25 protein-coding genes and 1 pseudogene are annotated in these 21,550 nt (G+C 45.5%); 5 read left to right on the forward strand and 21 right to left on the reverse strand.

The annotated features are described in order from the left end of the window. Positions 1-30 precede the first annotated feature (30 nt). Complete coding sequence (locus tag ABUE20_RS08395) at positions 31-825, forward strand: sulfite exporter TauE/SafE family protein (RefSeq protein ID WP_408619444.1); 795 nt, start codon at positions 31-33, stop codon at positions 823-825. A 34-nt stretch (positions 826-859) separates the two neighbouring features. Here the strand turns inward: ABUE20_RS08395 and ABUE20_RS08400 are convergent, their stop codons facing one another. From ABUE20_RS08400 to ABUE20_RS08470, 15 genes and pseudogenes are all read right to left on the reverse strand, one after another. Next, on the reverse strand, positions 860-1,783 hold the full coding sequence (locus ABUE20_RS08400; RefSeq protein WP_408619445.1) for a DUF4123 domain-containing protein: 924 nt from the start codon (positions 1,781-1,783) through the stop codon (positions 860-862). A 5-nt stretch (positions 1,784-1,788) separates the two neighbouring features. Continuing rightward, positions 1,789-2,754 carry a DUF4123 domain-containing protein gene (locus ABUE20_RS08405; RefSeq protein WP_408619446.1) on the reverse strand — a complete coding sequence of 322 codons (966 nt, stop codon included), beginning with the start codon at positions 2,752-2,754 and terminating at the stop codon, positions 1,789-1,791. 45 nt (positions 2,755-2,799) lie between these two features. Next, complete coding sequence (locus ABUE20_RS08410) at positions 2,800-3,066, reverse strand: hypothetical protein (protein ID WP_408619447.1); 267 nt, start codon at positions 3,064-3,066, stop codon at positions 2,800-2,802. Positions 3,067-3,130: 64 nt separating this feature from the next. Beyond that, positions 3,131-3,538, reverse strand: coding sequence for a hypothetical protein (locus ABUE20_RS08415; protein WP_408619448.1), 408 nt, complete (start codon positions 3,536-3,538; stop codon positions 3,131-3,133). A 13-nt stretch (positions 3,539-3,551) separates the two neighbouring features. After that, the gene (locus ABUE20_RS08420) at positions 3,552-3,947 is read right to left on the reverse strand and encodes a hypothetical protein (protein WP_408619449.1); all 396 of its coding nucleotides are present in this window, start codon (positions 3,945-3,947) and stop codon (positions 3,552-3,554) included. A 25-nt stretch (positions 3,948-3,972) separates the two neighbouring features. Continuing rightward, a complete protein-coding gene (locus tag ABUE20_RS08425; RefSeq protein WP_408619450.1) occupies positions 3,973-4,365 on the reverse strand; it encodes a hypothetical protein in 393 nt (130 codons plus the stop codon). Between the two features lie 5 nt (positions 4,366-4,370). Further along, complete coding sequence (locus ABUE20_RS08430) at positions 4,371-4,964, reverse strand: DNA/RNA non-specific endonuclease (RefSeq protein WP_408619451.1); 594 nt, start codon at positions 4,962-4,964, stop codon at positions 4,371-4,373. Between the two features lie 315 nt (positions 4,965-5,279). Then, positions 5,280-5,708 carry a hypothetical protein gene (locus tag ABUE20_RS08435; RefSeq protein WP_408619452.1) on the reverse strand — a complete coding sequence of 143 codons (429 nt, stop codon included), beginning with the start codon at positions 5,706-5,708 and terminating at the stop codon, positions 5,280-5,282. Positions 5,709-5,921: 213 nt separating this feature from the next. Continuing rightward, entirely contained in the window at positions 5,922-6,158 is a 237-nt protein-coding gene (locus ABUE20_RS08440; RefSeq protein ID WP_408619453.1) for a hypothetical protein, read from the reverse strand. A gap of 364 nt (positions 6,159-6,522) precedes the next feature. Continuing rightward, complete coding sequence (locus ABUE20_RS08445; protein ID WP_408619454.1) at positions 6,523-6,738, reverse strand: hypothetical protein; 216 nt, start codon at positions 6,736-6,738, stop codon at positions 6,523-6,525. 3 nt (positions 6,739-6,741) lie between these two features. Further along, on the reverse strand, positions 6,742-7,134 hold the full coding sequence (locus ABUE20_RS08450; protein WP_408619455.1) for a hypothetical protein: 393 nt from the start codon (positions 7,132-7,134) through the stop codon (positions 6,742-6,744). 3 nt (positions 7,135-7,137) lie between these two features. Continuing rightward, complete coding sequence (locus ABUE20_RS08455) at positions 7,138-7,731, reverse strand: DNA/RNA non-specific endonuclease (protein WP_408619584.1); 594 nt, start codon at positions 7,729-7,731, stop codon at positions 7,138-7,140. A gap of 53 nt (positions 7,732-7,784) precedes the next feature. Then, positions 7,785-8,109 (reverse strand): annotated as a pseudogene (locus ABUE20_RS08460) (PAAR domain-containing protein); the annotation flags it as partial. Positions 8,110-8,112: 3 nt separating this feature from the next. Then, positions 8,113-10,155 carry a type VI secretion system Vgr family protein gene (locus ABUE20_RS08465; protein ID WP_408619456.1) on the reverse strand — a complete coding sequence of 681 codons (2,043 nt, stop codon included), beginning with the start codon at positions 10,153-10,155 and terminating at the stop codon, positions 8,113-8,115. A 99-nt stretch (positions 10,156-10,254) separates the two neighbouring features. After that, entirely contained in the window at positions 10,255-10,773 is a 519-nt protein-coding gene (locus ABUE20_RS08470) for an Hcp family type VI secretion system effector (protein WP_408619457.1), read from the reverse strand. Positions 10,774-11,210: 437 nt separating this feature from the next. Here ABUE20_RS08470 and asrA point away from each other — a divergent pair, with 437 nt between their 5' ends. The 4 genes from asrA to cobA are packed head-to-tail and all read left to right on the forward strand — an operon-like array spanning position 11,211 to position 14,851. Beyond that, the gene (gene asrA, locus ABUE20_RS08475; RefSeq protein ID WP_408619458.1) at positions 11,211-12,257 is read left to right on the forward strand and encodes an anaerobic sulfite reductase subunit AsrA; all 1,047 of its coding nucleotides are present in this window, start codon (positions 11,211-11,213) and stop codon (positions 12,255-12,257) included. Beyond that, positions 12,257-13,075 carry an anaerobic sulfite reductase subunit AsrB gene (asrB, locus tag ABUE20_RS08480; RefSeq protein WP_408619459.1) on the forward strand — a complete coding sequence of 273 codons (819 nt, stop codon included), beginning with the start codon at positions 12,257-12,259 and terminating at the stop codon, positions 13,073-13,075. Before asrA ends, asrB begins: the two co-directional genes overlap by 1 nt. 11 nt (positions 13,076-13,086) lie before the next feature. Beyond that, positions 13,087-14,097, forward strand: a complete 1,011-nt coding sequence (asrC, locus tag ABUE20_RS08485; protein ID WP_408619460.1) for a sulfite reductase subunit C — start codon at positions 13,087-13,089, stop codon at positions 14,095-14,097. Then, a complete protein-coding gene (cobA, locus tag ABUE20_RS08490) occupies positions 14,063-14,851 on the forward strand; it encodes a uroporphyrinogen-III C-methyltransferase (RefSeq protein WP_408619461.1) in 789 nt (262 codons plus the stop codon). The genes asrC and cobA overlap by 35 nt, the downstream gene beginning before the upstream one ends. Before the next feature lie 139 nt (positions 14,852-14,990). Here the strand turns inward: cobA and ABUE20_RS08495 are convergent, their stop codons facing one another. The 6 genes from ABUE20_RS08495 to ABUE20_RS08520 form a co-directional block, all read right to left on the reverse strand. Continuing rightward, on the reverse strand, positions 14,991-16,517 hold the full coding sequence (locus ABUE20_RS08495) for an amino acid ABC transporter permease/ATP-binding protein (RefSeq protein ID WP_408619462.1): 1,527 nt from the start codon (positions 16,515-16,517) through the stop codon (positions 14,991-14,993). 9 nt (positions 16,518-16,526) lie between these two features. Then, positions 16,527-17,309 (reverse strand): ABC transporter substrate-binding protein, encoded by a 783-nt coding sequence (locus ABUE20_RS08500; RefSeq protein WP_408619463.1) that lies wholly within the window; start codon positions 17,307-17,309, stop codon positions 16,527-16,529. 31 nt (positions 17,310-17,340) lie between these two features. Beyond that, entirely contained in the window at positions 17,341-18,249 is a 909-nt protein-coding gene (locus ABUE20_RS08505; protein WP_408619464.1) for a dimethylarginine dimethylaminohydrolase family protein, read from the reverse strand. Further along, positions 18,249-19,478, reverse strand: coding sequence for a Zn-dependent hydrolase (locus ABUE20_RS08510; RefSeq protein WP_408619465.1), 1,230 nt, complete (start codon positions 19,476-19,478; stop codon positions 18,249-18,251). Before ABUE20_RS08510 ends, ABUE20_RS08505 begins: the two co-directional genes overlap by 1 nt. Before the next feature lie 146 nt (positions 19,479-19,624). Further along, positions 19,625-20,413: a helix-turn-helix domain-containing protein gene (locus tag ABUE20_RS08515; protein WP_408619466.1), complete on the reverse strand. Its 789-nt coding sequence runs from the start codon at positions 20,411-20,413 to the stop codon at positions 19,625-19,627. Between the two features lie 543 nt (positions 20,414-20,956). Continuing rightward, on the reverse strand, positions 20,957-21,487 hold the full coding sequence (locus tag ABUE20_RS08520) for a PadR family transcriptional regulator (RefSeq protein WP_408619467.1): 531 nt from the start codon (positions 21,485-21,487) through the stop codon (positions 20,957-20,959). Positions 21,488-21,550: the final 63 nt, after the last annotated feature.

Genomic DNA, 21,550 nt, shown 5'->3' on the forward strand with positions numbered 1-21,550 from the left:
CCACTTCACACACGGCTATAGGAGACGCAAATGGCCTGTCTAGGAAATGACATTACACTATGGATCTTAATGGCACTCATGATCTCAGCACTCGCTGCCGGATTTATCGACAGCGTCGCCGGTGGCGGCGGACTCATCTTAGTTCCGTCGTTTATTCTGGCCGGGCTCCCACCCCAATTGGCACTGGGTCAGGAAAAAATGGTCAGCACGATTGGAACAATCGCCGCCATTTATAATTTCATAAGGAATAAACGAGTTGTCTGGGGGGCTATTCTAACCGGGATTCCATTTGGATTATTAGGTTCCTATCTGGGAGCCAAAGCCATCCTTTACTTTAACCCAGAAACTATTGGCAAAATTATTTTGTTGATGTTACCTGTCGGGATATTACTGTCATTTATCCCTAAGAAAAATAAAACCGATTCATCTACAACCAGCCCCCTTCACGTCAACAACATGGTACTTTGGGTGGGGATTCCGCTGACGATCTTCATCATCAGTTTTTATGATGGTTTTTTTGGACCCGGAACCGGTAGTTTTTTGATTCTGGCATTACATTACCTGTTGCGATTTGATTTGGTGGCCGCATCGGCAACCTCAAAGCTGTTTAACTTCTCATCCAATGTCGGTGCTCTGATCGCCTTTCTGATCTCTGGAAATATTTTATTCATGCTGGCTATTCCCTTAGTCATCTGTAATATTCTCGGCAACTACATCGGCAGTAACTCGGCGATGAAATATGGTCCAGTCATGATTAAGCGCGTCATATCGCTGTCACTGGCATTGCTAATGTGCTCATTAGGCTATCAGTTTTTATTCAGATAAAAACATCATTGCAACGCCGCCTTTTAGGGCCCTATCAGGTCGGCGCATTCTCTTGATCCAACAGCGCTAATGCTTTATCCATGAGCCGGTCCATCCGGCTTTTCGTACCTTCAAAAGCACGCGCTTTCATCACCTGCTGCGCCCAGGGGGATTGTATAAAATCAACGCCCACCGCAAGCGTTAAACTTAAATAGCGCACTATATCCAGTTCAGAGGTAAACGCATACTGGTTCGCCTGGATCACCTGCGTTTCGACATAATCCGCTAATTTTTCATCATCCCAGTCAGCTAACACCTGATGATAAGCCCGAAGATGTTCACAATAACGCTGCTGATAATAGCGATCACTCATTTGGATCAGTGCCTGCCATTGAGCCGTGGTTAGCCGCTGCGGAAATACATGTTCAACAGGTTGAGTCGATAACAGTGCTGGCCGCTCAATCCATTGTAATTGTTCACTTTGTGGCAGCCAGTAACCGAAACGCGCAACCGGCCCAAATAGGATCAGTTGCTGTTGTGCTGAACTGGCAGACAGCAACCGTTGCCACACCTGCCAATCAGAGAGACGGAGTAAAGTCGACTCACCGGACTCAGACTGGTCGTCAATCAACGACCATTCACGCAAATGAGCCATTAACAGCTGACTTTGCCGATCTTCCGGCAAATTGACAAATTCCGATTGTAGCTCAATAAAAATCCCCCAGTTGGGCTGAAACCCGACTGTTTCCGCAAACTCGTCCCAGCCTGGCCAGGAGAGTAAATAAGGACTGATAGATGCATGCTGTCGCCCCATCTCATCCCAATAGAGAATGCTTTCAAACGACATGTTATCACCCAAAGAGCGCACATCATCATTGATGGCAGCCTCGGCCAGTACAAATAGACCTTCACCGGCCTTCCGGGGCTGCAGAGCCGCAACCGGTTCATTCTCAGGTTTAAGTAATTTAAAGGAAGACATGATCACTACAACTCCTCATTTTGAGGCGGTTCAAATTGGATCGGATGATAATCAGCTAATGCACGACTCTGATGACCAAACTGGTGATAAAAACGACCAATTGCAGCTCGTAACTCATTAAATTTCAAAAGCCGCTGAAACTCTGGATGCTGGTCAAAATCACCCGCTAGATAAAAACGATACAGCGCATAGGTTTCATATGCCAACGATGGCTGATTGGGATAACGAATCTGCCCTTGCTCAAGCCCGGCCATAAACTGAACTCTCACCTGCTCCAACGGAATATGACAGTGTCTAGACTCGCGCAGTTTTTGCGTTAACACCCGAATAATACCTTCTAAACGTTCATCATAAAACAACCGGTCATATTGGCCTTGTGTTAGCTGCAAAACAGCACACTCATCTGACAAAGACTCATCGAACTGGGCAGCAGTTAAACGAATTAAAGGCTGCTCGGCAATGCCACTATCCGGCAGATAAATCGACGAAATAGGCTGCATGAACTGGGTTTGCTGCATGGGGGTGAATACCGGCCATGCCTGTCTTAAAACACTCGGATCAAAAAACCGAAACAGCGCCTGTTCGCCATCCGGAAACAGGATCAGCGCCCAGTGCCGCAGGTGTTCAGTGAGTTCAGTCAGAGACAACGATGAGCAAATCACTAAGCCAAAGCGCTGCCGATAATCCAGTTGTTCGAGCAGCCAGTAATACAGCGTTTCCCCCGGAGAGCCTTGACTCACGGGAACCACCAGCGGCGAACCGGCTTTAAAATTTCCCAAACTGCGGCCCCGGTACAAATGCTGCCACAACCAGTCTGGCCGGGAAGAAAATGAATGCCAAAATTCATCAAATTCAGGGATCAGAATTCGATCAACCAATATATATAATGAATCTGTAGTCTGTGACATCACCTCAAACAGCGATGCCGGATCACCAGTTGTCACTGAGACCGGAGGATCTGGCTGCACCACGGCTAATTTCCTGACTGTTTTAATACTTGAGCCATGATGACCTTGCTACGAGGACACATCAACACCTTCAACTAAATTTTCAAACCGCCCATAACAAGAGAATAACGCTTGATCATCACTTAAATCACTCTCTAAAAATAAGCGTGCCAACCGCACCCGACCAATCGGGTAATAATGGGTCATCTGATCAATTTTATCAAAATAAGGACGTAACGCCTGATACAGTTCATAGGCCGCAAGGCTCCCCTGTTTATTCAGCAACATCATCTCAAGAGCTTTTCGTTCTTTCTTTATTCTGATCAATCGATACATAACATCACTTAATAATTTATCAACTATAAAATTGACCACTTAATTTGGGATCATCACAGTACAATTAACTAAAATCAGGTCGCAGCGCTTCTTTAATCGTTGGCAGATTTCTGGGGGAAAAGCTCCAACGCTGTAGATCATCGAACTCAAATTGGATCTTGATCTGGCCAGTTTCTTTTTGCATCTGAACTAACAGCTGTTTAAATTTAGAACCAGTTTGTTGATAAATATCCTCTCTTAAAGATTCAATTTGGTTATCTAGCCTCAACATATCATCGGCGATTCTGGCGGTCATCGGCCGGACTTCATTTCCCTTATATAAAAATCCACTATTCGCTGTATGCCCTTCGACCACATCAAAAACAACTGCTAACAGATCCCATTCATTTTCAACTACTTTTTTACAACGCAATATGGATTTTCCAATCTCTATAATTATCTGGTTATCTATTTGCATCATTTCTTTAGTCACAACAGATCCGTCATCAGCTAAAGTCAGGCCGCAGCTCTTCTTTAATCGTTGCTAGATTTTTAGGTGAAAAACTCCAACGCTGTGGATCATCAAACTCAAATTGGATCTTGATCTGGCCAGTTTCTTTTTTCATCTGAACTAACAACTGTTTAAATTTAGAACCAGTTTGTTGATAAATTTGTTCTCGAAGTTCCTTTACTTGATTGCTTAACCTAATTGGATCATCTTCGATCCCTACACTTATGGGTAAAGAATCGTCGTTATAATATAAAAATCCACTATTAGCAGTATGACTATCACTAACATCAAAGACTGCTGCCATTACATCCCACTCATGATCAACTAGATCCTCGCTACATAAAATAGACTCTGCTATTTCAATGATCTTCTGATTATCAATTTGCATCATTTATTTAGTCACAACAGTTCCGTCATCAGCTAAAATCAGGCCGCAACTCTTCTTTAATCGTTGCTAGATTTTTAGGTGAAAAACTCCAACGCTGTGGATCATCGAACTCAAATTGGATCTTGATCTGGCCGGTTTCTTTTTTCATCTGAACTAACAGCTGTTTAAATTTATAACCTGTTTGTTGATAGATCTCCTCTCGTAACAATTCTATTTGATGATCTAAACGCTGCATATCATCTTCGATACAAGCAGCAATGGGCTCAACATCATCGCCTTTATATAAAAAACCACTATTCGCGGTATGTCCTTCTGCCACATCAAAAACAACTGCTAACAAATCCCAGTCATTCTCAATAACGTCTTGGCAAAGTAAGACTGATTGACCTATCTCAATAATGGTCTGATTATCAATTTTCATTATTGTTATCCTTTATAATATTTCATATCTTTACGTTTCACTCGTTCAAACGTCCCGCCAGATATATTATTAAATTTGTGCTCACGCCTAAATAAAGTCTTACCTGAATCAGCATCTATAACTGAATATCGGGCTCTAATATCCTCTGGTCGTTCAGAGCCCGGAGGTAACAGCGTCACTTTCAACTTAACCTGGCAGCCTTCTTTGGTCCAATCAGCTAACTCATTTTCCATTTTCTTATAGGCGCTGCGATTTAAGTTAGCATTTTGTGGAAATAGATTCTTTAATCCTTGATCCGACATAAACCGATGTCCGATCAAGTGTCCACCATCATCATTCTCAAGCCGTGATGCTCCACCGACAGAACCTTGCGCCTTGACCTCGTCTTTAGAACGCTCAGTTTTTTGTACACTTTTTAACGTCGCTTCCACCGATAAAGGCCGACCTTTCTCATCAAGCGTCCAAACCGCTTCATTATCGGCAAACTTTTCAACTACAGTGCTAGTTGGCGGCGCTTTTTTCTGTTGCTCTGATTTAGCGGCTAGCTCATCAACCATCACCTGCGCTTCAGACCACACCGCCTCGGTTGGCTCTGCCATCGGGCTAATTTAAAAAAGAGGCAAATTGGCTAAAAATGCGGGTTTACCATAACTCCAACACGCTACTTTAAACCTCAATGATTATATTAATATTCAAATCAATAAAGTAAGTCGATTTTCACCAAATCCGCGTGATTACAGACCTCATAAGGTGAATGTCCTATTATTTTTATCCTCTGCTAAAATCAGGCCGCAACAACTCTTTTATATAGTTTATATTTGATGGCGTGATACTCCAGCGCAAGGGATCATCAAACTCAAATGGAGTCTTAACCCCCGCTGCTTATTCTTACGAAACATCATCTGCCCCCTCATTTAAACATTATATTTTTCTATATCCGCGTTTAAAAATTTAAAATTTTTAAATAATGCCATAACATTTTCAGATACCACTAATCGATAATCATCCGATAAACCAAAATCATCAATTCCAGCCTTACCAACCACTTTTAGCCATTTAAAATCTGGCAATTTAAAAGCGGAATGAACATCGTAAAATACATCTGAAACCGAAATTTCTACTGAATCAAGTTCAAAACCAGAAAAATTTTTTTCATTCAACCCTTTGGCTAACAAAGAAGTTATGACGAAACAAGGAAAAGACTCGACCAAATCATCTCCCAACCAATCATCAAATTCATAATTTAAGTGCGTTACTTTAGGAGGATGTATTGATGTATCTATAACCGTGTTAGTTCCTAGCCCACCACTAACTTCTGGTTCAATTACAAAAAACAAGCTCATTTATTAATCTCTCACAGGGGGCTTGAATAAGTGCCCATATTTATCATCTATTTCTGTAGCCTTATCTAACAAATCCTGCTTAGATGGCTTTGGATTCGTTCGATAAAACTTATTCACTCTTTTCTAATTTGACTTAAATACACTCTAGAGTTAATTTCTTTAGGTATACCTCTCAAGTTCTCTATTGAGTGCATTTCTGAATCACTCACTAATTCAGTGATAACGCTTACTAACTTGTTGTTCTACTGCATGATGAACAATTACCTTCGTTTTCAATCTTGGATTTTTACTAAAAAACGTATTTTTATAGTCAGAATTATCAGCCTTACCAAACGTTGCAGACTTATTTGTAGTCAAATGAACTACTTTTTCTGCATTTTGAGTTTTCGAAACTAGCTCATCAACCATCACCTGTGCTTCAGACCACACCGCCTCGGTTGGATCTGCCATCGGGCTAAATTTTAAAAAGGGTGAATTGGCTAAAAATGCGGGTTTACCATAACTCCAACACGCTACTTTAAACCTCAATGATTATATTAATATTCAAATCAATAAAGTAAGTCGATTTTCACCAAATCCGCGTGATTACAGACCTCATAAGGTGAATGGCCTATTATTTTTATCCTCTGCTAAAATCAGGCCGCAACAACTCTTTTATATAGTTTATATTTGATGGCGTGATACTCCAGCGTTCTGGGTCATCAAATTCAAACTGCATTTTCATTCGGCCATCCCGATCGATCTGAACAAGCATTTGCTTTAATTCATCATCAGCCGATTTTTCAAGCTCATTCTTAAGTTCTTGAGCCTTATCTCATAAAATAAACGGATCCTCGTCATCAGCATAAGCGGAGAAAGGTTGAATAGTTTCTTGTTGATATAGAAACCCTGAATCAGCAAAGTATCCATCACTAAAAGTAAGAACCAGAGATAATGATTGCCAATCGCTGTTTTCTTTTAAATCATCAGATTTTAAAACAAGTCCGACTACAACCCGCATTAATTTATTCTCAATATTTATTTTCATCATAGATCAGCTGAAATCTGGCCGCAGCACTTCTTTAATCGTTGCCAGATTTTTAGGTGAAAAGCTCCAACGCTGTGGATCATCGAACTCAAATTGGATCTTGATCTGGCCAGTTGCTTTTTTCATCTGAACTAACAACTGTTTAAATTTAGAACCAGTTTGTTGATAGATTTGTTCCCTAAGAAATTGAATCTTATGATCAAGACTCATTGCTGAATCATCTATTCCAGTGCTAAAAGGCTCCGTTTCACTACCTGCATATAAAAAACCACTATTCGCTATATGGCCTTCGGAAACATCAAACACCACAGATAAGAAATCCCAAGCATCTTCTTGGGCACAATCGCTAGCTAACAATAACTGACCTATTTCTAATATTAATTTATTATCAATTTGCATTATTTATCCTTTGTAATATTTCATATCTTTGCGTTTGACTCGTTCAAATGACTCACCAGACATATTATTAAAATTATGGCGTCTTCTAAAAACAATCTTTCCTGTATCAGGATTTTTGGCCTCATAATAAGCAGTAATTTCCTTTGGGCGTTCTGCTCCCGGTGGAGATAACACAACTTTTAACTTAACCTGGCAGCCTTCTTTGGTCCAATCGGCTAGCTCATTTTCCATTTTCTTGTAGGCGCTGCGATTTAAGTTAGCATTTTGTGGAAATAGATTCTTTAATCCTTGGTCCGACATGAACCGATGTCCGATCAAGTGTCCACCGTCATCATCCTCAAGCCGTGACGATCCTCCGACAGAACCCTGAGCCTTAATTTCCTCTTTAGAACGCTCAGTTTTTTGTACACTTTTTAACGTCGCTTCCACCGATAAAGGCCGACCTTTCTCATCAAGCGTCCAAACCGCTTCATTATCGGCAAACTTTTCAACTACAGTGCTAGTTGGCGGCGCTTTTTTCTGTTGCTCTGATTTAGCGGCTAGCTCATCAACCATCACCTGCGCTTCAGACCACACCGCCTCGGTTGGCTCTGCCATCGGGCTAATTTTTAAAAAGGGTGAATTGGCTAAAACGCCCGCTTTACCGCACTCATGTGACGGCGATTGATAGGGGGTATCACCAATCAATACATCACCACTTCCGGCTGCGACGGAACCACCACAGCCAATCGCATCACCGACTCGAGCCGCGGGTTTGCCATTGATCGATACATTTGACGAACCCGCCGAAATCGAGCGAGCGTGGATCCCATGCGGCATATTAGGGCAAGGACAGGCATGCAGTAACACTGCATCGCCTTTACGTGCTGCTGGCTTGCCGTTAATCGATACATCACCACTACCAGCAATAATTGGCGTCGCCGGGAAACACCCATGCCCGGCACAACTATCCGCTAAGCGAGCTGCTTTTGGCATCGGTTACTTCCTCTCATCCGGATCATCGGGTTGCTGAGGTTTATCCGGCTCCTGAGGTGCAACGATTGATGGCGCGGTTCCTTTCCCTGGCGAGCCACCTTCGTTGATCTTAACCTTATTCCCAGAGATGGTAATCCCACCGCTATCAATCTTGATAAATCCACCAGGGCCTTTAATCGTCAAAGCCTGCCCGGCTTCCAGTATGATATTAGCCGCTTTTAAATAGCTTTCATTCGCTACGGATATACGCTGATTAGCTCCGATATCTTTGTCCTCGGAACCGGAGATCTGACGTGTATCCCCACCATCAACCTTGGTGATTACGCCACCGGAGAACCACCGGTTAACAGCTCCCATCACCCGCTGAACCAGCCCGCCACCAACTTTATAATGATGGTCCTGACCGAACTCTTCGGTCACACTTTTCCCGACTAAGCGATGGACATGATCCGTCACCATTTGCAGATAGTTCCGACCGACTTTATGGTGCTCATCCATACCGACAAATTCACGGCTGATATTGTTGATTACTACATCGCGATCTTTTTGACCGTGTATATAAATTTGCTCGCGCGACGCTTCATCTTCAAACCGCAATTCGTTAAAACCGCTCCCTTTATGCGTATCGGTTTTCAGTACCGTACGCGTTTTATGGTTCGGCAGAATATAAGGGGTCACATTGGTCGCATGATAAGTGCGACCGGTAATAATCGGCTGATCCGGATCGCCCTCTAAAAAACTGATGATGACTTCATGACCAATGCGCGGAATGGCTAAAAAGCCATATTGAGCCCCCGCCCAACCCTGAGCCACACGCACCCAACAACTGGATTTATCATCACTTTTACCATAGCGATCCCATGGAAACTGGACTTTAACCCGGCCAAATTCATCACAATAAATCTCTTCACCCGCAGGACCAACCACGGTGGCGATCTGGGGACCGGTGACCATTGGTTTAATCACTGGAACCGCTTGCCACCGACGATTTCCGGGAATCGAGTCGAACGCGTTGTTATAACTCGTGGCACCTTCGCCACCTTCTTCCTCAAGCGCTTGCGGCTGAGTCCCTTTACAGGTCATAGAAATCAGCAGCCACTGGCGATTCATCGTCTCATCTAAATGATCGTCTAAGTTAAAGAGTAACCCGGCGTTCAACGCCATGACGTTACTTTCACCATGCGCCAGCAAGGCATCCCGACGCAGGTATTCCATGCGGGATTTTGTAAACGATTTGCCGCAGGCGTCATCTTTATAACGCCCCGGATAATCATAATGCTCATAGATACTCTGCTGAAATTCCAGCTGAGTCCCTTGAGCATCTTGTAAAAAGCTATAAGCCGGTTTTTTAAAACTGTAATCTTTAAGCTGAACCGATGACGGACGCAGCGAACTCTGCATTTTCCATTTCCGGACAAACGTCTGCCCTGGATAGCCTCCGGCCGTGGCATTATACGTGAGTGCAGCACTAGCTTTAGGCAGGCTCTGTGGATCATCACTAAACAGAACCGTATGCTTGCCTTTTTCATGACTAAAACTGTAAATGATGCCTTCTTCGGCGGCCAACCGTTCGATGAACGCTAAATCACTCTCCCGGTACTGGACGCAGTATTCACGAGGTTTAAGTGGCTTAGAAACGGAGAAAACATAATCATCGATCTTCATCTCATCCAGCAGAGTCTTGATAATCTGCTCGATGGTTTGTTCCTGAAAAATGCGGCTATTCTGACGTAGGGATAACCGGGAAAGCGCAGGAACCATCGTCAGCGCATAGCGAGTAAAATGATACCCGGTGTCCCCTTTACTGAACTGGCTGACAATCCCATGGATCCGCTGCTGGATTTCACCATCCTGCCATAGGTCAAGCTCCACAGTGTGGTCCACAATCTGCTCGGCGCTGAGATCTTCCCGGCGGCTGGCGAGTTCCAGCTGATATACATAAGGGGATGAAATGGATTCCTGACCGCTAAATTCCACCACGATCAGATCTGTACTCGCCAGTCCATCGACAGTAACCGAAAATTGTAAACCTGACTTTTCAGCCATTCTGAGAGCTCCTGTATGCAACCGATAAAATTAGCACAAGGGTCTCTTATCCAAGAGGCCCTTGTGACACGACAAAACAGGCAATAACCACTAAAAGCATTAAGCTTCCAGCGGTGCACGCCAGTCATCCGAACCCGAAGTTCCGGCGATATCGTGTGACCAATCGATTTTGCGGTAAGCCAATGAGACTTCGATCAGCTGAGTGAAATCAGATTTAGCCGGATCTTGACAATGTGGCATCTGCGCATCGATATTCACGATAGTTGAGTCAGTCAAAGTGGTGGTAAAGAAGTGTTCCTGTTTCCCTTCAACAGAAGTGCGATACCAGTTTAAGGTCACTTTGGGGAGCATTTCACCAGAAGCCAAGGCGTTATATAACAAGGGAACCGCTTTATTTAACGCCACGGTGAATTTAAAGGGTTTGTGAACACGCTGACCTGAAGGCTGACCTGATTGAGGGTCAGTAGGGACAGTAACAATATGTTTAAATTCCTGCACCAGCATTTCGTCTTCGTGACCTTCGACGTAAATGTTACCGACAGAATCAGCGGTGAATGCACCGGATGTGATATTGCCCTGAGTTTTACCTTCGATAGAGATATAACAAGGAGTTGGCATGACTATTCCTTTCTAATAATGTTAGTTACAAATTCATCAGAAATAAATCAATCTTTGTGCCAGTTTTTATTTTTTTATAACTGAATGATTTTAAATAGTTTTTTATTTTTTATATTTTTAACGAAATTGAGCTGAGCAATTTCTTGCTCGATCCGGGCCAAAAGTTGCTCAGCGGGCCAAAAGTTGCCCGAATGATCTAGATCACAGATAGGACAAACAATATCAGCTCATTCCCTAAGGGATGCTGACGACACGCTGACATCGAACCATTCACAAAATGCCGCCAATACCCGCCTCAAACGCGCTGACCTTCTATAATTCACTACTTTTTGTAAGGTTATATTGAAAACAATGATACTGTTTATCATCATTATTAATTATATTGATAATTAAAGAAGGCCTAGGATATTCATAACTGTTTTAAATGAGTATTGATCATGGCTATTCAACTAAATCCTGATGAATTCACTCAGGTATTAACAAGGTTACTTCCAAATTGGCGTATTTATGCTCCAAAGGCTGAATATCGCGGTGGACGTTTTGCGGATACCGATAATATCGTGTATCAACCGGTCAGTTCCTGGCCGGAAATCGTTTGGCAAGAAAAATCCCATATGTCCCCTAATACGGTGATTACGCCAATCACCGAAACTCTTTTCCATTTTGATCATGACACAATCCAAATCGCGCAGGTTGATACCCGACCGATGCTAATTTTCGCCCGCGCTTGTGATATTAACGCAATGTCCCGTCTGGATGCGATGTATCTGCACAATGGACCCCAAGCCGACTACAGCTATCAGAAGATCCGAAGCAATATCCATTTTGTACTGATGGAATGCGCACAATCTTTTGAAAACTGCTTTTGTGTTTCAATGGGAACGAATCGCACGGATGATTATGCCGCCGCAATACGATTCAGTGATGAAGGAGCCCGCATCATGATTAAAGAGGCGGCTCTGGCAGCATTTTTTGAAGGGATCGGACAACCATGTGATTTCACCCCGACCTTCGTAACCCAAAATCAGCAACAGGTCACCCTACCGGAACAGGTCTGTGACGATCCACAAAAAATTCGTGACATTCTCCAAGATCATCCGCTCTGGGCTGAATATGACCGTCGCTGCATCAGCTGTGGTCGCTGTAGTACCGGTTGCCCCACCTGTACCTGTTATAGCATTTTTGACGTGCCTTACGCTGAAAATCCCCAACTCGGGGAACGCCGCCGTCAGTGGGCCAGTTGCATGGTTCCCGGATTTGCCGATATGGCCGGAGGACATGGCTTCCGAGAAAAAGCTGGGGCACGGCTACGCTACCGAGCCCTACACAAAGTCAACGATTTCAAAGATCGCTTCGGTATCGAACAGATGTGTGTCGGCTGTGGTCGCTGTGATGACCGCTGCCCGCAATACATTAAATTTCCAAATATTATCAATAAGATGACCTTGGCGGTTCAACAGGCCTTAGCGCAGGAGAAATTGTGATGAGTCATGCATGTCAATGTCACACTAGTGAACACGATCTAATGCCCGCACCATACTCAATTATGACCATCGAAAAACATACCCCTTTAGAGTGGACCTTTCGGGTACAAACCGATCTTCCGGCTCAATTAGGCCAGTTTGTCGAAGTATCACTCCCTTTGGTCGGAGAAGCGCCCATTTCAGTATCTGACTGTGGTGACGGCTGGATGGATCTATTGATCCGTAATGTCGGCAAAGTGACCAGCGCGCTGTTTGCTAAACATCCCGGAGAAACCATCTGGCTACGCGGCAGTTATGGCCATGGCTATCCGATAGACACCTTTCGCTATCAAAAACTACTCATCGTGGCCGGAGGGACTGGTGTTGCTCCTGTCAAAGGGCTGCTCCGCTATTTTAGTGAGCACCCTGAAGAGATCGAACAGTTAGATATGATCCTCGGCTATAAGAATCAGGAAAGTGTGCTCTATAAACGGGAAATGCCGCTCTGGAGGGAAACACACCATTTAACCGTGACCTTAGATGAAGGTCAGAGCGACGGTCCCTATCGGATCGGACGAGTCACCGAGCCCCTTCAAGAACTGGATATCCGTGATATCCATGCAACCCGGGCCATTGTGGTCGGCCCCCCGATCATGATCAAATTCGTGGTTCAGATGCTGCAAGACAAAGGGTTTAAAGCCGAACAGATTTGGGTGGACTACGAACGGCGCATGGCCTGCTCCACCGGGAAATGCGGTCATTGCCGGATGGGAAATATCTATGTGTGTGTCGATGGGCCCGTATTCAATTATGCCCAAGCCCAGAACTTTATCGATTAAGGAGAGCAGCTATGAGTGTTGATGTTGACATTATTAAAGCGCGAGCCCAAAACGAATACCGGTTATCCAAAGTCCGGGGCGAAGCGATGGTCAGCGTACGGATCCCTGGCGGGATTTTACCCGCCCACCTGCTCTCGGTAGCACAACATATTGCCGAGACTTACGGCAATGGCCAAATCCACCTGACGACTCGCCAGAAACTGGCAATGCCCGGTATTCACTATGAAGATATGGATAAAGTGAATGCTGAATTAGAGCCATTTTTACGTGAAATCGAAATGGATCTCTGTGATGTTGAGGTTGCAGATCCTAAAGCAGGCTATCAGGCCATCGGGGGACGTAACATCGTCGCCTGTCAGGGCAACCGAATCTGTCAAAAAGGCAATACTGATACCACAGGAATGGCCCGACGTCTGGAAAAACTTATCTATCCAAGCCCTTACCATCTGAAGGTCGTACTGGCCGGATGTCCCAATGACTGTGCGAAAGCATCTATGACCGATATAGGCATCATTGGTGTGGCAAAAATCCAGTTTAATGCCGATCGCTGTATTGGCTGCGGCGCATGCGTTCAAAGTTGTCGGCACCATGCGGTCGGCTGTTTGGATCTAAAAAATGGCAAAGCCGTCAAAGAAAGTGGCTCATGTATCGGCTGTGGGGAATGCGTACTCGCCTGCCCAACTTTAGCCTGGCAACGCAAACCCCAACAGCTCTATCAGGTCAGACTGGGCGGTCGAACCAGCAAGAAAACACCTCGTGTGGGTAAAATATTCTTAAACTGGGTTACTGAAGAGGTCATTACTCAGATTATTCCCAATATTTTTGCCTTTGAAAAAGAGATGCTCGGCGGCAAACCAATCTATCTACATATGGGACACCTGATCGATACCGGCGGTTACCTACGCTTTAAAGAACGGGTATTACAGGATGTAACGCTCAATCCGGAAGCATTTGTCGCACAGCGCATGTACTGGGCTGAAGATGAATATGTTGCCAATACCCATGTTAAGCCAGCCTATTGAGGAAATGATGACCCAGGCCAAATCTAAAACATTACTGGCACCGGGAGAAGTCGCTCTGGTCGGTGCCGGCCCCGGAGATCCAGAATTACTGACGCTGAAGGCCATGCACTATTTACAACAGGCGGATGTGGTGTTCTACGACCGACTGGTCTCCGATGAAATCATCGCATTACTTCCCCAGAGTGCTCAACCCATTTTCGTCGGGAAAAAATCTGGGGCTCATTGTATCGAACAATCGGTGATTATTGCATGGTTGAAGCAACAGGCCTCTGCTCAGAAGCGGGTCGTCCGTCTCAAAGGAGGCGATCCGTTTGTTTTCGGACGAGGAGGAGAAGAGATGCAGGCTCTGCAACAAGCCGGGATCACTGTCCATGTGGTTCCCGGAATTACCGCTGCACTAGGATGTGCAGCAACGGCCGGGATCCCTTTAACCCATCGAGATTTTGCACAGAGAGTCACACTGGTCACAGGCCATCCCCAACCCGGAGGACAACTCAACTGGCATGGTCTGGCGCAACCCCAGCAGACACTGGTTTTTTATATGGGAATTTCTCAGGCGACACTCATTCGCCAGCAACTGCTCAGCGAAGGCATGTCCGACAGCATGCCGATTGCCTTGGTTGAACATGGAACCCGGGAGGATCAACGTGTCATTCAGGGCCAACTCAGCGCGCTTCCTCAAATCGCGGCAACCGTACAGAGCCCGGCGCTTCTGATTATCGGAGCCGTTGCCGCTCTTTCTTCCAAAATGTAAGCGGGGCCTATCAAGGTGGCAGGGCACCGAGACCTGATCCCCCCCTCAACGGTCATAATCGTCAAGGATAGACTCTTATGACCGTATTCTTTTACGCTCTATTCTCAACCGGCCCATCTTGATCTGATAGCCATCCGCGTTATGCGACAGCCTCCAATCCCATAAAATCACGCAAGCGAGCATCTGGATGAGCGGTAAGTTCATCGGCTTTAAGATCATATTCAATCTGACCATTTTCCATAAATAGAATCCGATCAGAGATCGACTGCGCAAACTGCATCTCGTGGGTCACGATCATTAAGGTCATTCCCGACTTAGCTAGTTGCTGGATCACGCCCAGGACTTCACCAACTAATTCCGGATCTAGGGCACTGGTGGGTTCATCAAACAGTAAAATATCCGGATCCATCGCCAGTGTCCGGGCAATCGCTACTCGCTGCTGCTGCCCACCGGAGAGTTGATGTGGATATTTATGTGCATGTTCTAATAATCCCACCCGATCCAGCAATTGATAAGCACGCATCTGCAACACTGATTTATCACGTTCCAACTTGGCAAGTGCCGGTCCGATCATCACATTATCTAAAATGGTACGATGCGGAAATAAGTTAAACTGCTGAAAAACCATCCCGATACGTTTCAAACCTTGACGTGTCGTAGCGCTAGCCACCCCACCGCTGGCATCAATGTAGGACTCGCCAAAGAGTTGAATTTCACCACCCGATAAACTTTCCAAATGGCTAATACAACGGATCAGTGAGGTTTTACCCGATCCGGATGGACCGATGACCGCAATCACTTCCCCCTGAGGTACCTGTAACTGGATCGATTTGAGCACCTGATGATTACCATAACTTTTATCTACCTGACGCAAATTCAGGGCCTGAGGCTCACCCGATTTATGGAGGGTCGCTACATGCTGCGTAGGAACAACCTGTGACCAACTCTGACGGATCTGCTCACACTGCGCTTGGCTCATCGAACCGACTTTTTTCGCACCCAGATCAAGACGTTTTTCCAACTGGCTTAAAAACCAACTCAGCACGGTCACCATACCGACATAGTAAACGCCGGTGGCCGCCAGTGTTTCCATCACTAAGAAGTTTTGGGAATACATCCGCTGACCCACAAACAAAATGTCGGGCAACGAAATCACCGAAATCAATGACGTGAGCTTGACGATGGTAATCAGTTCATTGGTTAATGCCGGTAACTCGATACGCAGCGCCTGAGGGACAATGATCCGGCTATATTTCTGGAACACCGAAAATCCCAGCATCTTAGCGGCTTCATGCTGACCTTTTGGAACAGACAACAAACCACCACGATGGATCTCGGCAATAAATGCCCCTTCTGTCAGCACCATCGCCAGCAATCCAGCAAAAAATGGGTTTGACAAAAAGACACTGGTACTCGGGATCATCTGCGGCAAGTTATAAACAAAAATAACCAACACGAGCAGCGGGATCGAGCGGAAAAACCAGATATAGCCATTGACCACAGTACGGATCAAGGGATTCGTCGATTGTTTACCAAGTGCCACAAACAATCCCAGAATAATCCCCAATCCCCAGGTTGCAATACTCAGTTTTAATACCAGCCAACAAGACGCCCACAACTGGGCGTCATGCAACAATGAGAGAAAATATGCCACGTCAAAACTCATGTGGACCTCTTAAAATTGTGCGTTCAAATGGTATTTATCCAAAAGCTTCTGAAACTCACCGCTTGCTTTAACTTTAGCCAAAGCTTCACTCAATTGCTGTTTCATCCAGGTATCCCCTTTCGGGAAATACATGCCCATCGTCTGAGGATAGAACTGTTTTTCACTGGAGATTTGCACCCGATTCGGCAGTTTTTCCAAAATCTGCTGAGAAGCGGCAGCCATCTGTAACTGTGCATCCGCATGGTTAGATAACAATGCCTGAGTACATTCAGCCGTGGTAGGATATTCATTGATCTGAATCGCCCCTAAATTGTGACTGGCACAATAGCCATTGGACACACCCTGCAGTTTACTCAACCAAACGGTCCCTTTTTGAATGGCAATCGTACGCCCACATAAATCTTCCGGGGCTTTAGGTAAAAAGTCAGCGTTTTTGCGAACCATAATCGATGTACCCGTCGTGATATAAGGCAGTGCATCGGCCTGTTTTAAACGTTTTTCAACGATATACATGCCCGAAATAACCATATCGAAACGGTGCGCTTTAATTCCCAAAATTAAACTAGGGAAAGGGGTATCTTTAATGTCCGGTTTAAGGCCCATCTCTTTAGCCAAGGCATGCACTAACTCGACATCAAATCCAACCGGTTGTTTATTCTGATAAGATTCAAAAGGAGGATAAGCAACTTCCATCCCAATGGTCAACACGCCGTCCGTCAGTGGTTTGGCCTGAGCCAAGCCAGCCGTGAGGCTCAGAGCTGCGCAACATCCTATTATCATTCGCTTTAACATTATTTTATTTCCCTAATTTAATGGTCATTAACTAACTACGTGAACGTTTCAGCGGCTGACACATACAATGTACCCCACCACCACCTTTGGTAATCATACTGATATCCGGATCAAGCACCGTCAGACCGCGCGCTAAACACTGCTGTTTTAACGACAAACTCTCCTTAGGTAACAACACCCGTTCTTTACCCAAAGCCATAATATTACAGCCCAATTCCATCGCCTCTTTATAAGGTACGTCGATGATGTCGAACTGCTTAGCTTTGAGCCATTTCAGCAAACTATCCGGCACAACTGCGGTACATACAGCCGCTAACCGTTCGGCCACCAAAATAAACTGCACATCCAAGTGTAAGAAATGCGGATCAAACGGCACGATCTCGAATTCCCAACCTTCTTTCTCAAACCACGATTTCACCTGATTGACACCGGCTTCGCTCGTGCGTTCCCCCGAGCAGCCACAAATGGCAACGCCAGGTTCCACCAGCATGAAATCGCCCCCTTCAAATGTACCGGCGGTCACCACATCATAAAATGGCACATCGTGAGCCTGATAAAATTCAGCCACAGTCAGCCACTCGCTGCGCCGCCACGGGCTATACATCTGGCAAGCAATCGGTCCCCACGGAGTCATCACGGAGTTATCACGGGCAAAAACTCCATAAGGTTGTTCCGGACGCGCCTGTAAAAAGTGAACTTCGATATCCGCCTGACGATAAGCATCCAGCATCTCCTGATACTGAACTTTTGCGACATTAATATCGTAAGGTTCGCCATTTTTAAGATGACGACGTGAGGTTGAGTTACCTCCTAACCAGCTGTAATGGTCGATAGGACCGACCAATACTTTTTCCAGCAGATCGGTTTCACTGCTCATGCCCCAATCGCTAAGTTCTGGCGTACTCCCGTTATCTAGCCGCCGTTTCCAAGAATAAGTCATTACGATTCCTTTTGATCAAGTTGAAGAAAAGCATGCAACAGGACGTTTGCGCCTTGGGCTACATGCGAAGGGCTGGCATATTCCTGTTCATTATGAGAAATACCGTCGCGGCAAGGGATAAAGATCATCCCGCAGCGACCGACTTGAGAAAGATAGACCGAGTCATGGCCCGCACCGGAGACTATCGGTTGATAGTCATACCCTAATTGCTCACAGGCAGTGCCCACGGCCTCAATACAAAGCGGATCAAATGCGACAGCGTTCGACTGCCATAAAGGTTCGATCCGACCCTGAAATCCATCACGATTAAATTCGCAAAGGGCAATCAATTGTGCCGAGAGTTGATCGAGCTGTTCCTGCTGAGGATGACGAAGATCTACGGTAAACTGAACCTGTTCCGGGACCGTATTCGGAGCTCTCGGATAGGTATCAATTCGACCAATCGTCAGCCGTGCTTGCTCATCATCCGCTACCAACTGATAAAGCTTGGGTAACAGTTTCATGAAGGCTTGAACCGGATCGATACGCATGGACATGGGCGTTGGTCCGGCGTGTACTGACTGACCTTCAAGGGTCACGGTAAACCAGTTCATCCCCTGAACGCCCGTCACCTGACCTATGGCCAGCTGAGCTTTTTCGAGTACCGGTCCCTGCTCAATGTGCAGTTCCAGCGAACCATGAAATGCGAAGGCCTGACAAGGCAGCTCACCGCGTTCACCGGTTTGAGTTAAAGCTTCGCTCACACTGACACCGTCACTATCGGTGACCTGTTCCATCGCATCTTGCTCAAACACCCCAGCAAACACGCCGGATCCCATCATGGCGGGTGCAAAGCGAGCCCCTTCCTCATTGGTCCAGACGGCTAAATCCACCGGATGCTGGAACACAGTTTGCTGCTGGTGTAACGTCATCATCACTTCTAACGCAGCCAGCACCCCATACACACCATCAAAACGGCCACCGGTCGGCTGAGTATCCAAATGAGAACCCAGCAAAATCGGTTTTAAATCGGGACGAGATCCCTCAAAGCGAACAAACAAATTGCCCATCTGATCGCGGCGAGGTTTACCGCCTATTTGTGCACACCATTCTAAAAACAGCGCCCGACCCTGAGCATCCAGCGCCGTTAGCGCCTGACGATTACAACCCCCTGCAGCCGTCGCGCCAATCTGCGCCATTTGCTCAATGAATTGATTTAAACGGGATGAATTGATGACCAAATCTGTCATTTGGCAAAGTCCCTTAGTCATTATCGATGGAATCAATCTAACGACTAAGGCAAATATTGGGTATCCCTCAGTTGAGGTAGGTTAATCTAAGTGGATTATAAATAAGAAAAAGACGCGCAATCGTGCATTCGCAGCCAAAGTTAAGGTCAATGGTTCGGATTAAGAATTTGATCAAAAAGCTTACCCAACAACTCTTTTTGCGAGTTCACACCTAATTTAACATAAATGTTTTTCCGGTGGACGCGCTCAGTTTCATAGGACATATCCAGTTTACGGGCCGATTCTTTACTGGAATGCCCACGGATCAACAGCTGCATCACCTCTTTTTCCCGTGGGGTTAGACTTCCTTCGCCGAAATTGAGTAAGGCCGTCTTAATCGGTTCGTGAGATCCTCTGGAGACCGGAGCATTCTGCCGGTCATGCATCAAGACCGCCGAACGGATCAAAGGATAATAGGCGCGGCATTTATTCAGCACCCGATGATTAAATTTAGACAAGGTCTGAGTCCGTCCCAACGAAATCAGATAACACAGATCATGATCGGACTGGATCACAAAACAGACTTCATCGACCAATCCGGAAAAACGAAAATATTCATCATGGTAAGCACTCTGATAAAAATCATCCGGAGCAATCTCATCCAAAGAGACCAAACCTTCGCCGCCTTGCATACAAAAATCATAAAACGGACTCAGCAGGTAAGCCCCTTCCAGGTAGCGTTCCCAAGCGACTAGCTCATCACTCGCCAATGATGAGCCCAGTACCACCGGCTTTTCAACCGGGTGATAAACCAGAACGACATAGTCATCAAAACTAATCGCCATTCGCAAAATGTAAATCAATTTATCGATAAACAGATCGTGATCAATGGCAAGCAATAGATCGGCCACCGCATGAATCAGCGTATTTTCAGAAAAATCGGCCGCATCTCTCACCGGAATAATCCTATATCGAATGAACCTGGGGACTGTTGACCTTTCAGGGTTAAATATTAAGTTCACCCCACGTGAAACGCAGTACAACCAATGAGACTTCATGAATAAAGCAAACCGGGCACAACAAAATTCAGAAGATGTCTAAATGAAACCTTCTGACTTAAATGGCTGCAAAAATAATCATGAAAGGTCAACACCCCCTACAACTATATCTTCAATAAGGTAGCACATTTAATCCCACAATAGCAGCGACTATGCGTGAGCCCATCGGACCTCGATCAAGATCACCGCATGGGGCTTCATTTCGATAAACATGCAAACACTATGGTATCCATGAGAATCAACTCAAAGGATCGGGAAGAGACCAAAATTCAGTCATACTGAAAACACAGGGGCTTAAGTTTTATGCAGACAAAAGACTCCGGATGGCTCCACCACAACGATGATGCCATCGGATATGAAAAGCCATCACCAGAGACAATCATCAAATGCAGATGATCATTTTATCTCGGATGGGCCTCTATGTTTAAACACAGCAGAAGATCAATGAGGCGCTGATGATACGGGCAATTCCGCAATCTGTCGGGCGGCTTGTTCGATAACCCGGCTGATCCTCGATGCCGTTTCATCGCTCTGTTTGCCATCCGTCAAAAGTTGCTCATAAATACTCATTTTTAACTGATCAAAAGCCAGCTCAATTTTAGGGTGGCGCTGGGCTTTTGTTTTCGAGATCAGTCGCTGCATTTTTTCAATGCTTCGTTGTACTAACGAGTCATTCTCCGTTAACAACGCCGTGCCCCGAAGATTAATGGCAAATACTTTTTTACCATTATCACCTGAGTATTGTTCGATGAGCTGCTGCTCATGCAGCTGCGTCAAAATCGGATAAATCACCCCAGGACTGGGCTGGTAAACATCTTGCGAAAAATCCCGTAGCGCTTTCATCAGTCCGTATCCATGATTCGGATGAAGCCGTAGCAGATGTAAAATCAGTAGCCGTAGCTCCGCCTGGCTAAACGCTTTCGGTCGTCGCTGACGTCGTGTACCTTTTTCAGTAATTTCTGCCGAATGCATAATTATTTACCTGCCTATATTCGCTGTAAATTATTGTTGAGGAGATACCCCATATCACTAATT

Source organism: Celerinatantimonas marina (assembly GCF_046054165.1).
In the GTDB taxonomy this organism is placed as follows: Bacteria; Pseudomonadota; Gammaproteobacteria; order Enterobacterales; family Celerinatantimonadaceae; genus Celerinatantimonas.

Excerpts from the sequence above, each read along its gene's own strand:
- ABUE20_RS08395 (WP_408619444.1), top strand. The coding sequence starts at position 31 with ATGGCCTGTCTAGGAAATGACATTACACTATGGATCTTAATGGCACTC.
- ABUE20_RS08400 (WP_408619445.1), bottom strand. The coding sequence starts at position 1,783 with ATGTCTTCCTTTAAATTACTTAAACCTGAGAATGAACCGGTTGCGGCT.
- ABUE20_RS08410 (WP_408619447.1), bottom strand. The coding sequence starts at position 3,066 with ATGTATCGATTGATCAGAATAAAGAAAGAACGAAAAGCTCTTGAGATG.
- ABUE20_RS08420 (WP_408619449.1), bottom strand. The coding sequence starts at position 3,947 with ATGATGCAAATTGATAATCAGAAGATCATTGAAATAGCAGAGTCTATT.
- ABUE20_RS08425 (WP_408619450.1), bottom strand. The coding sequence starts at position 4,365 with ATGAAAATTGATAATCAGACCATTATTGAGATAGGTCAATCAGTCTTA.
- ABUE20_RS08430 (WP_408619451.1), bottom strand. The coding sequence starts at position 4,964 with ATGGCAGAGCCAACCGAGGCGGTGTGGTCTGAAGCGCAGGTGATGGTT.
- ABUE20_RS08435 (WP_408619452.1), bottom strand. The coding sequence starts at position 5,708 with ATGAGCTTGTTTTTTGTAATTGAACCAGAAGTTAGTGGTGGGCTAGGA.
- ABUE20_RS08440 (WP_408619453.1), bottom strand. The coding sequence starts at position 6,158 with ATGGCAGATCCAACCGAGGCGGTGTGGTCTGAAGCACAGGTGATGGTT.
- ABUE20_RS08445 (WP_408619454.1), bottom strand. The coding sequence starts at position 6,738 with ATGATGAAAATAAATATTGAGAATAAATTAATGCGGGTTGTAGTCGGA.
- ABUE20_RS08450 (WP_408619455.1), bottom strand. The coding sequence starts at position 7,134 with ATGCAAATTGATAATAAATTAATATTAGAAATAGGTCAGTTATTGTTA.
- ABUE20_RS08455 (WP_408619584.1), bottom strand. The coding sequence starts at position 7,731 with ATGGCAGAGCCAACCGAGGCGGTGTGGTCTGAAGCGCAGGTGATGGTT.
- ABUE20_RS08465 (WP_408619456.1), bottom strand. The coding sequence starts at position 10,155 with ATGGCTGAAAAGTCAGGTTTACAATTTTCGGTTACTGTCGATGGACTG.
- ABUE20_RS08470 (WP_408619457.1), bottom strand. The coding sequence starts at position 10,773 with ATGCCAACTCCTTGTTATATCTCTATCGAAGGTAAAACTCAGGGCAAT.
- asrA (WP_408619458.1), top strand. The coding sequence starts at position 11,211 with ATGGCTATTCAACTAAATCCTGATGAATTCACTCAGGTATTAACAAGG.
- asrB (WP_408619459.1), top strand. The coding sequence starts at position 12,257 with ATGAGTCATGCATGTCAATGTCACACTAGTGAACACGATCTAATGCCC.
- asrC (WP_408619460.1), top strand. The coding sequence starts at position 13,087 with ATGAGTGTTGATGTTGACATTATTAAAGCGCGAGCCCAAAACGAATAC.
- cobA (WP_408619461.1), top strand. The coding sequence starts at position 14,063 with ATGTTGCCAATACCCATGTTAAGCCAGCCTATTGAGGAAATGATGACC.
- ABUE20_RS08495 (WP_408619462.1), bottom strand. The coding sequence starts at position 16,517 with ATGAGTTTTGACGTGGCATATTTTCTCTCATTGTTGCATGACGCCCAG.
- ABUE20_RS08500 (WP_408619463.1), bottom strand. The coding sequence starts at position 17,309 with ATGTTAAAGCGAATGATAATAGGATGTTGCGCAGCTCTGAGCCTCACG.
- ABUE20_RS08505 (WP_408619464.1), bottom strand. The coding sequence starts at position 18,249 with ATGACTTATTCTTGGAAACGGCGGCTAGATAACGGGAGTACGCCAGAA.
- ABUE20_RS08510 (WP_408619465.1), bottom strand. The coding sequence starts at position 19,478 with ATGACAGATTTGGTCATCAATTCATCCCGTTTAAATCAATTCATTGAG.
- ABUE20_RS08520 (WP_408619467.1), bottom strand. The coding sequence starts at position 21,487 with ATGCATTCGGCAGAAATTACTGAAAAAGGTACACGACGTCAGCGACGA.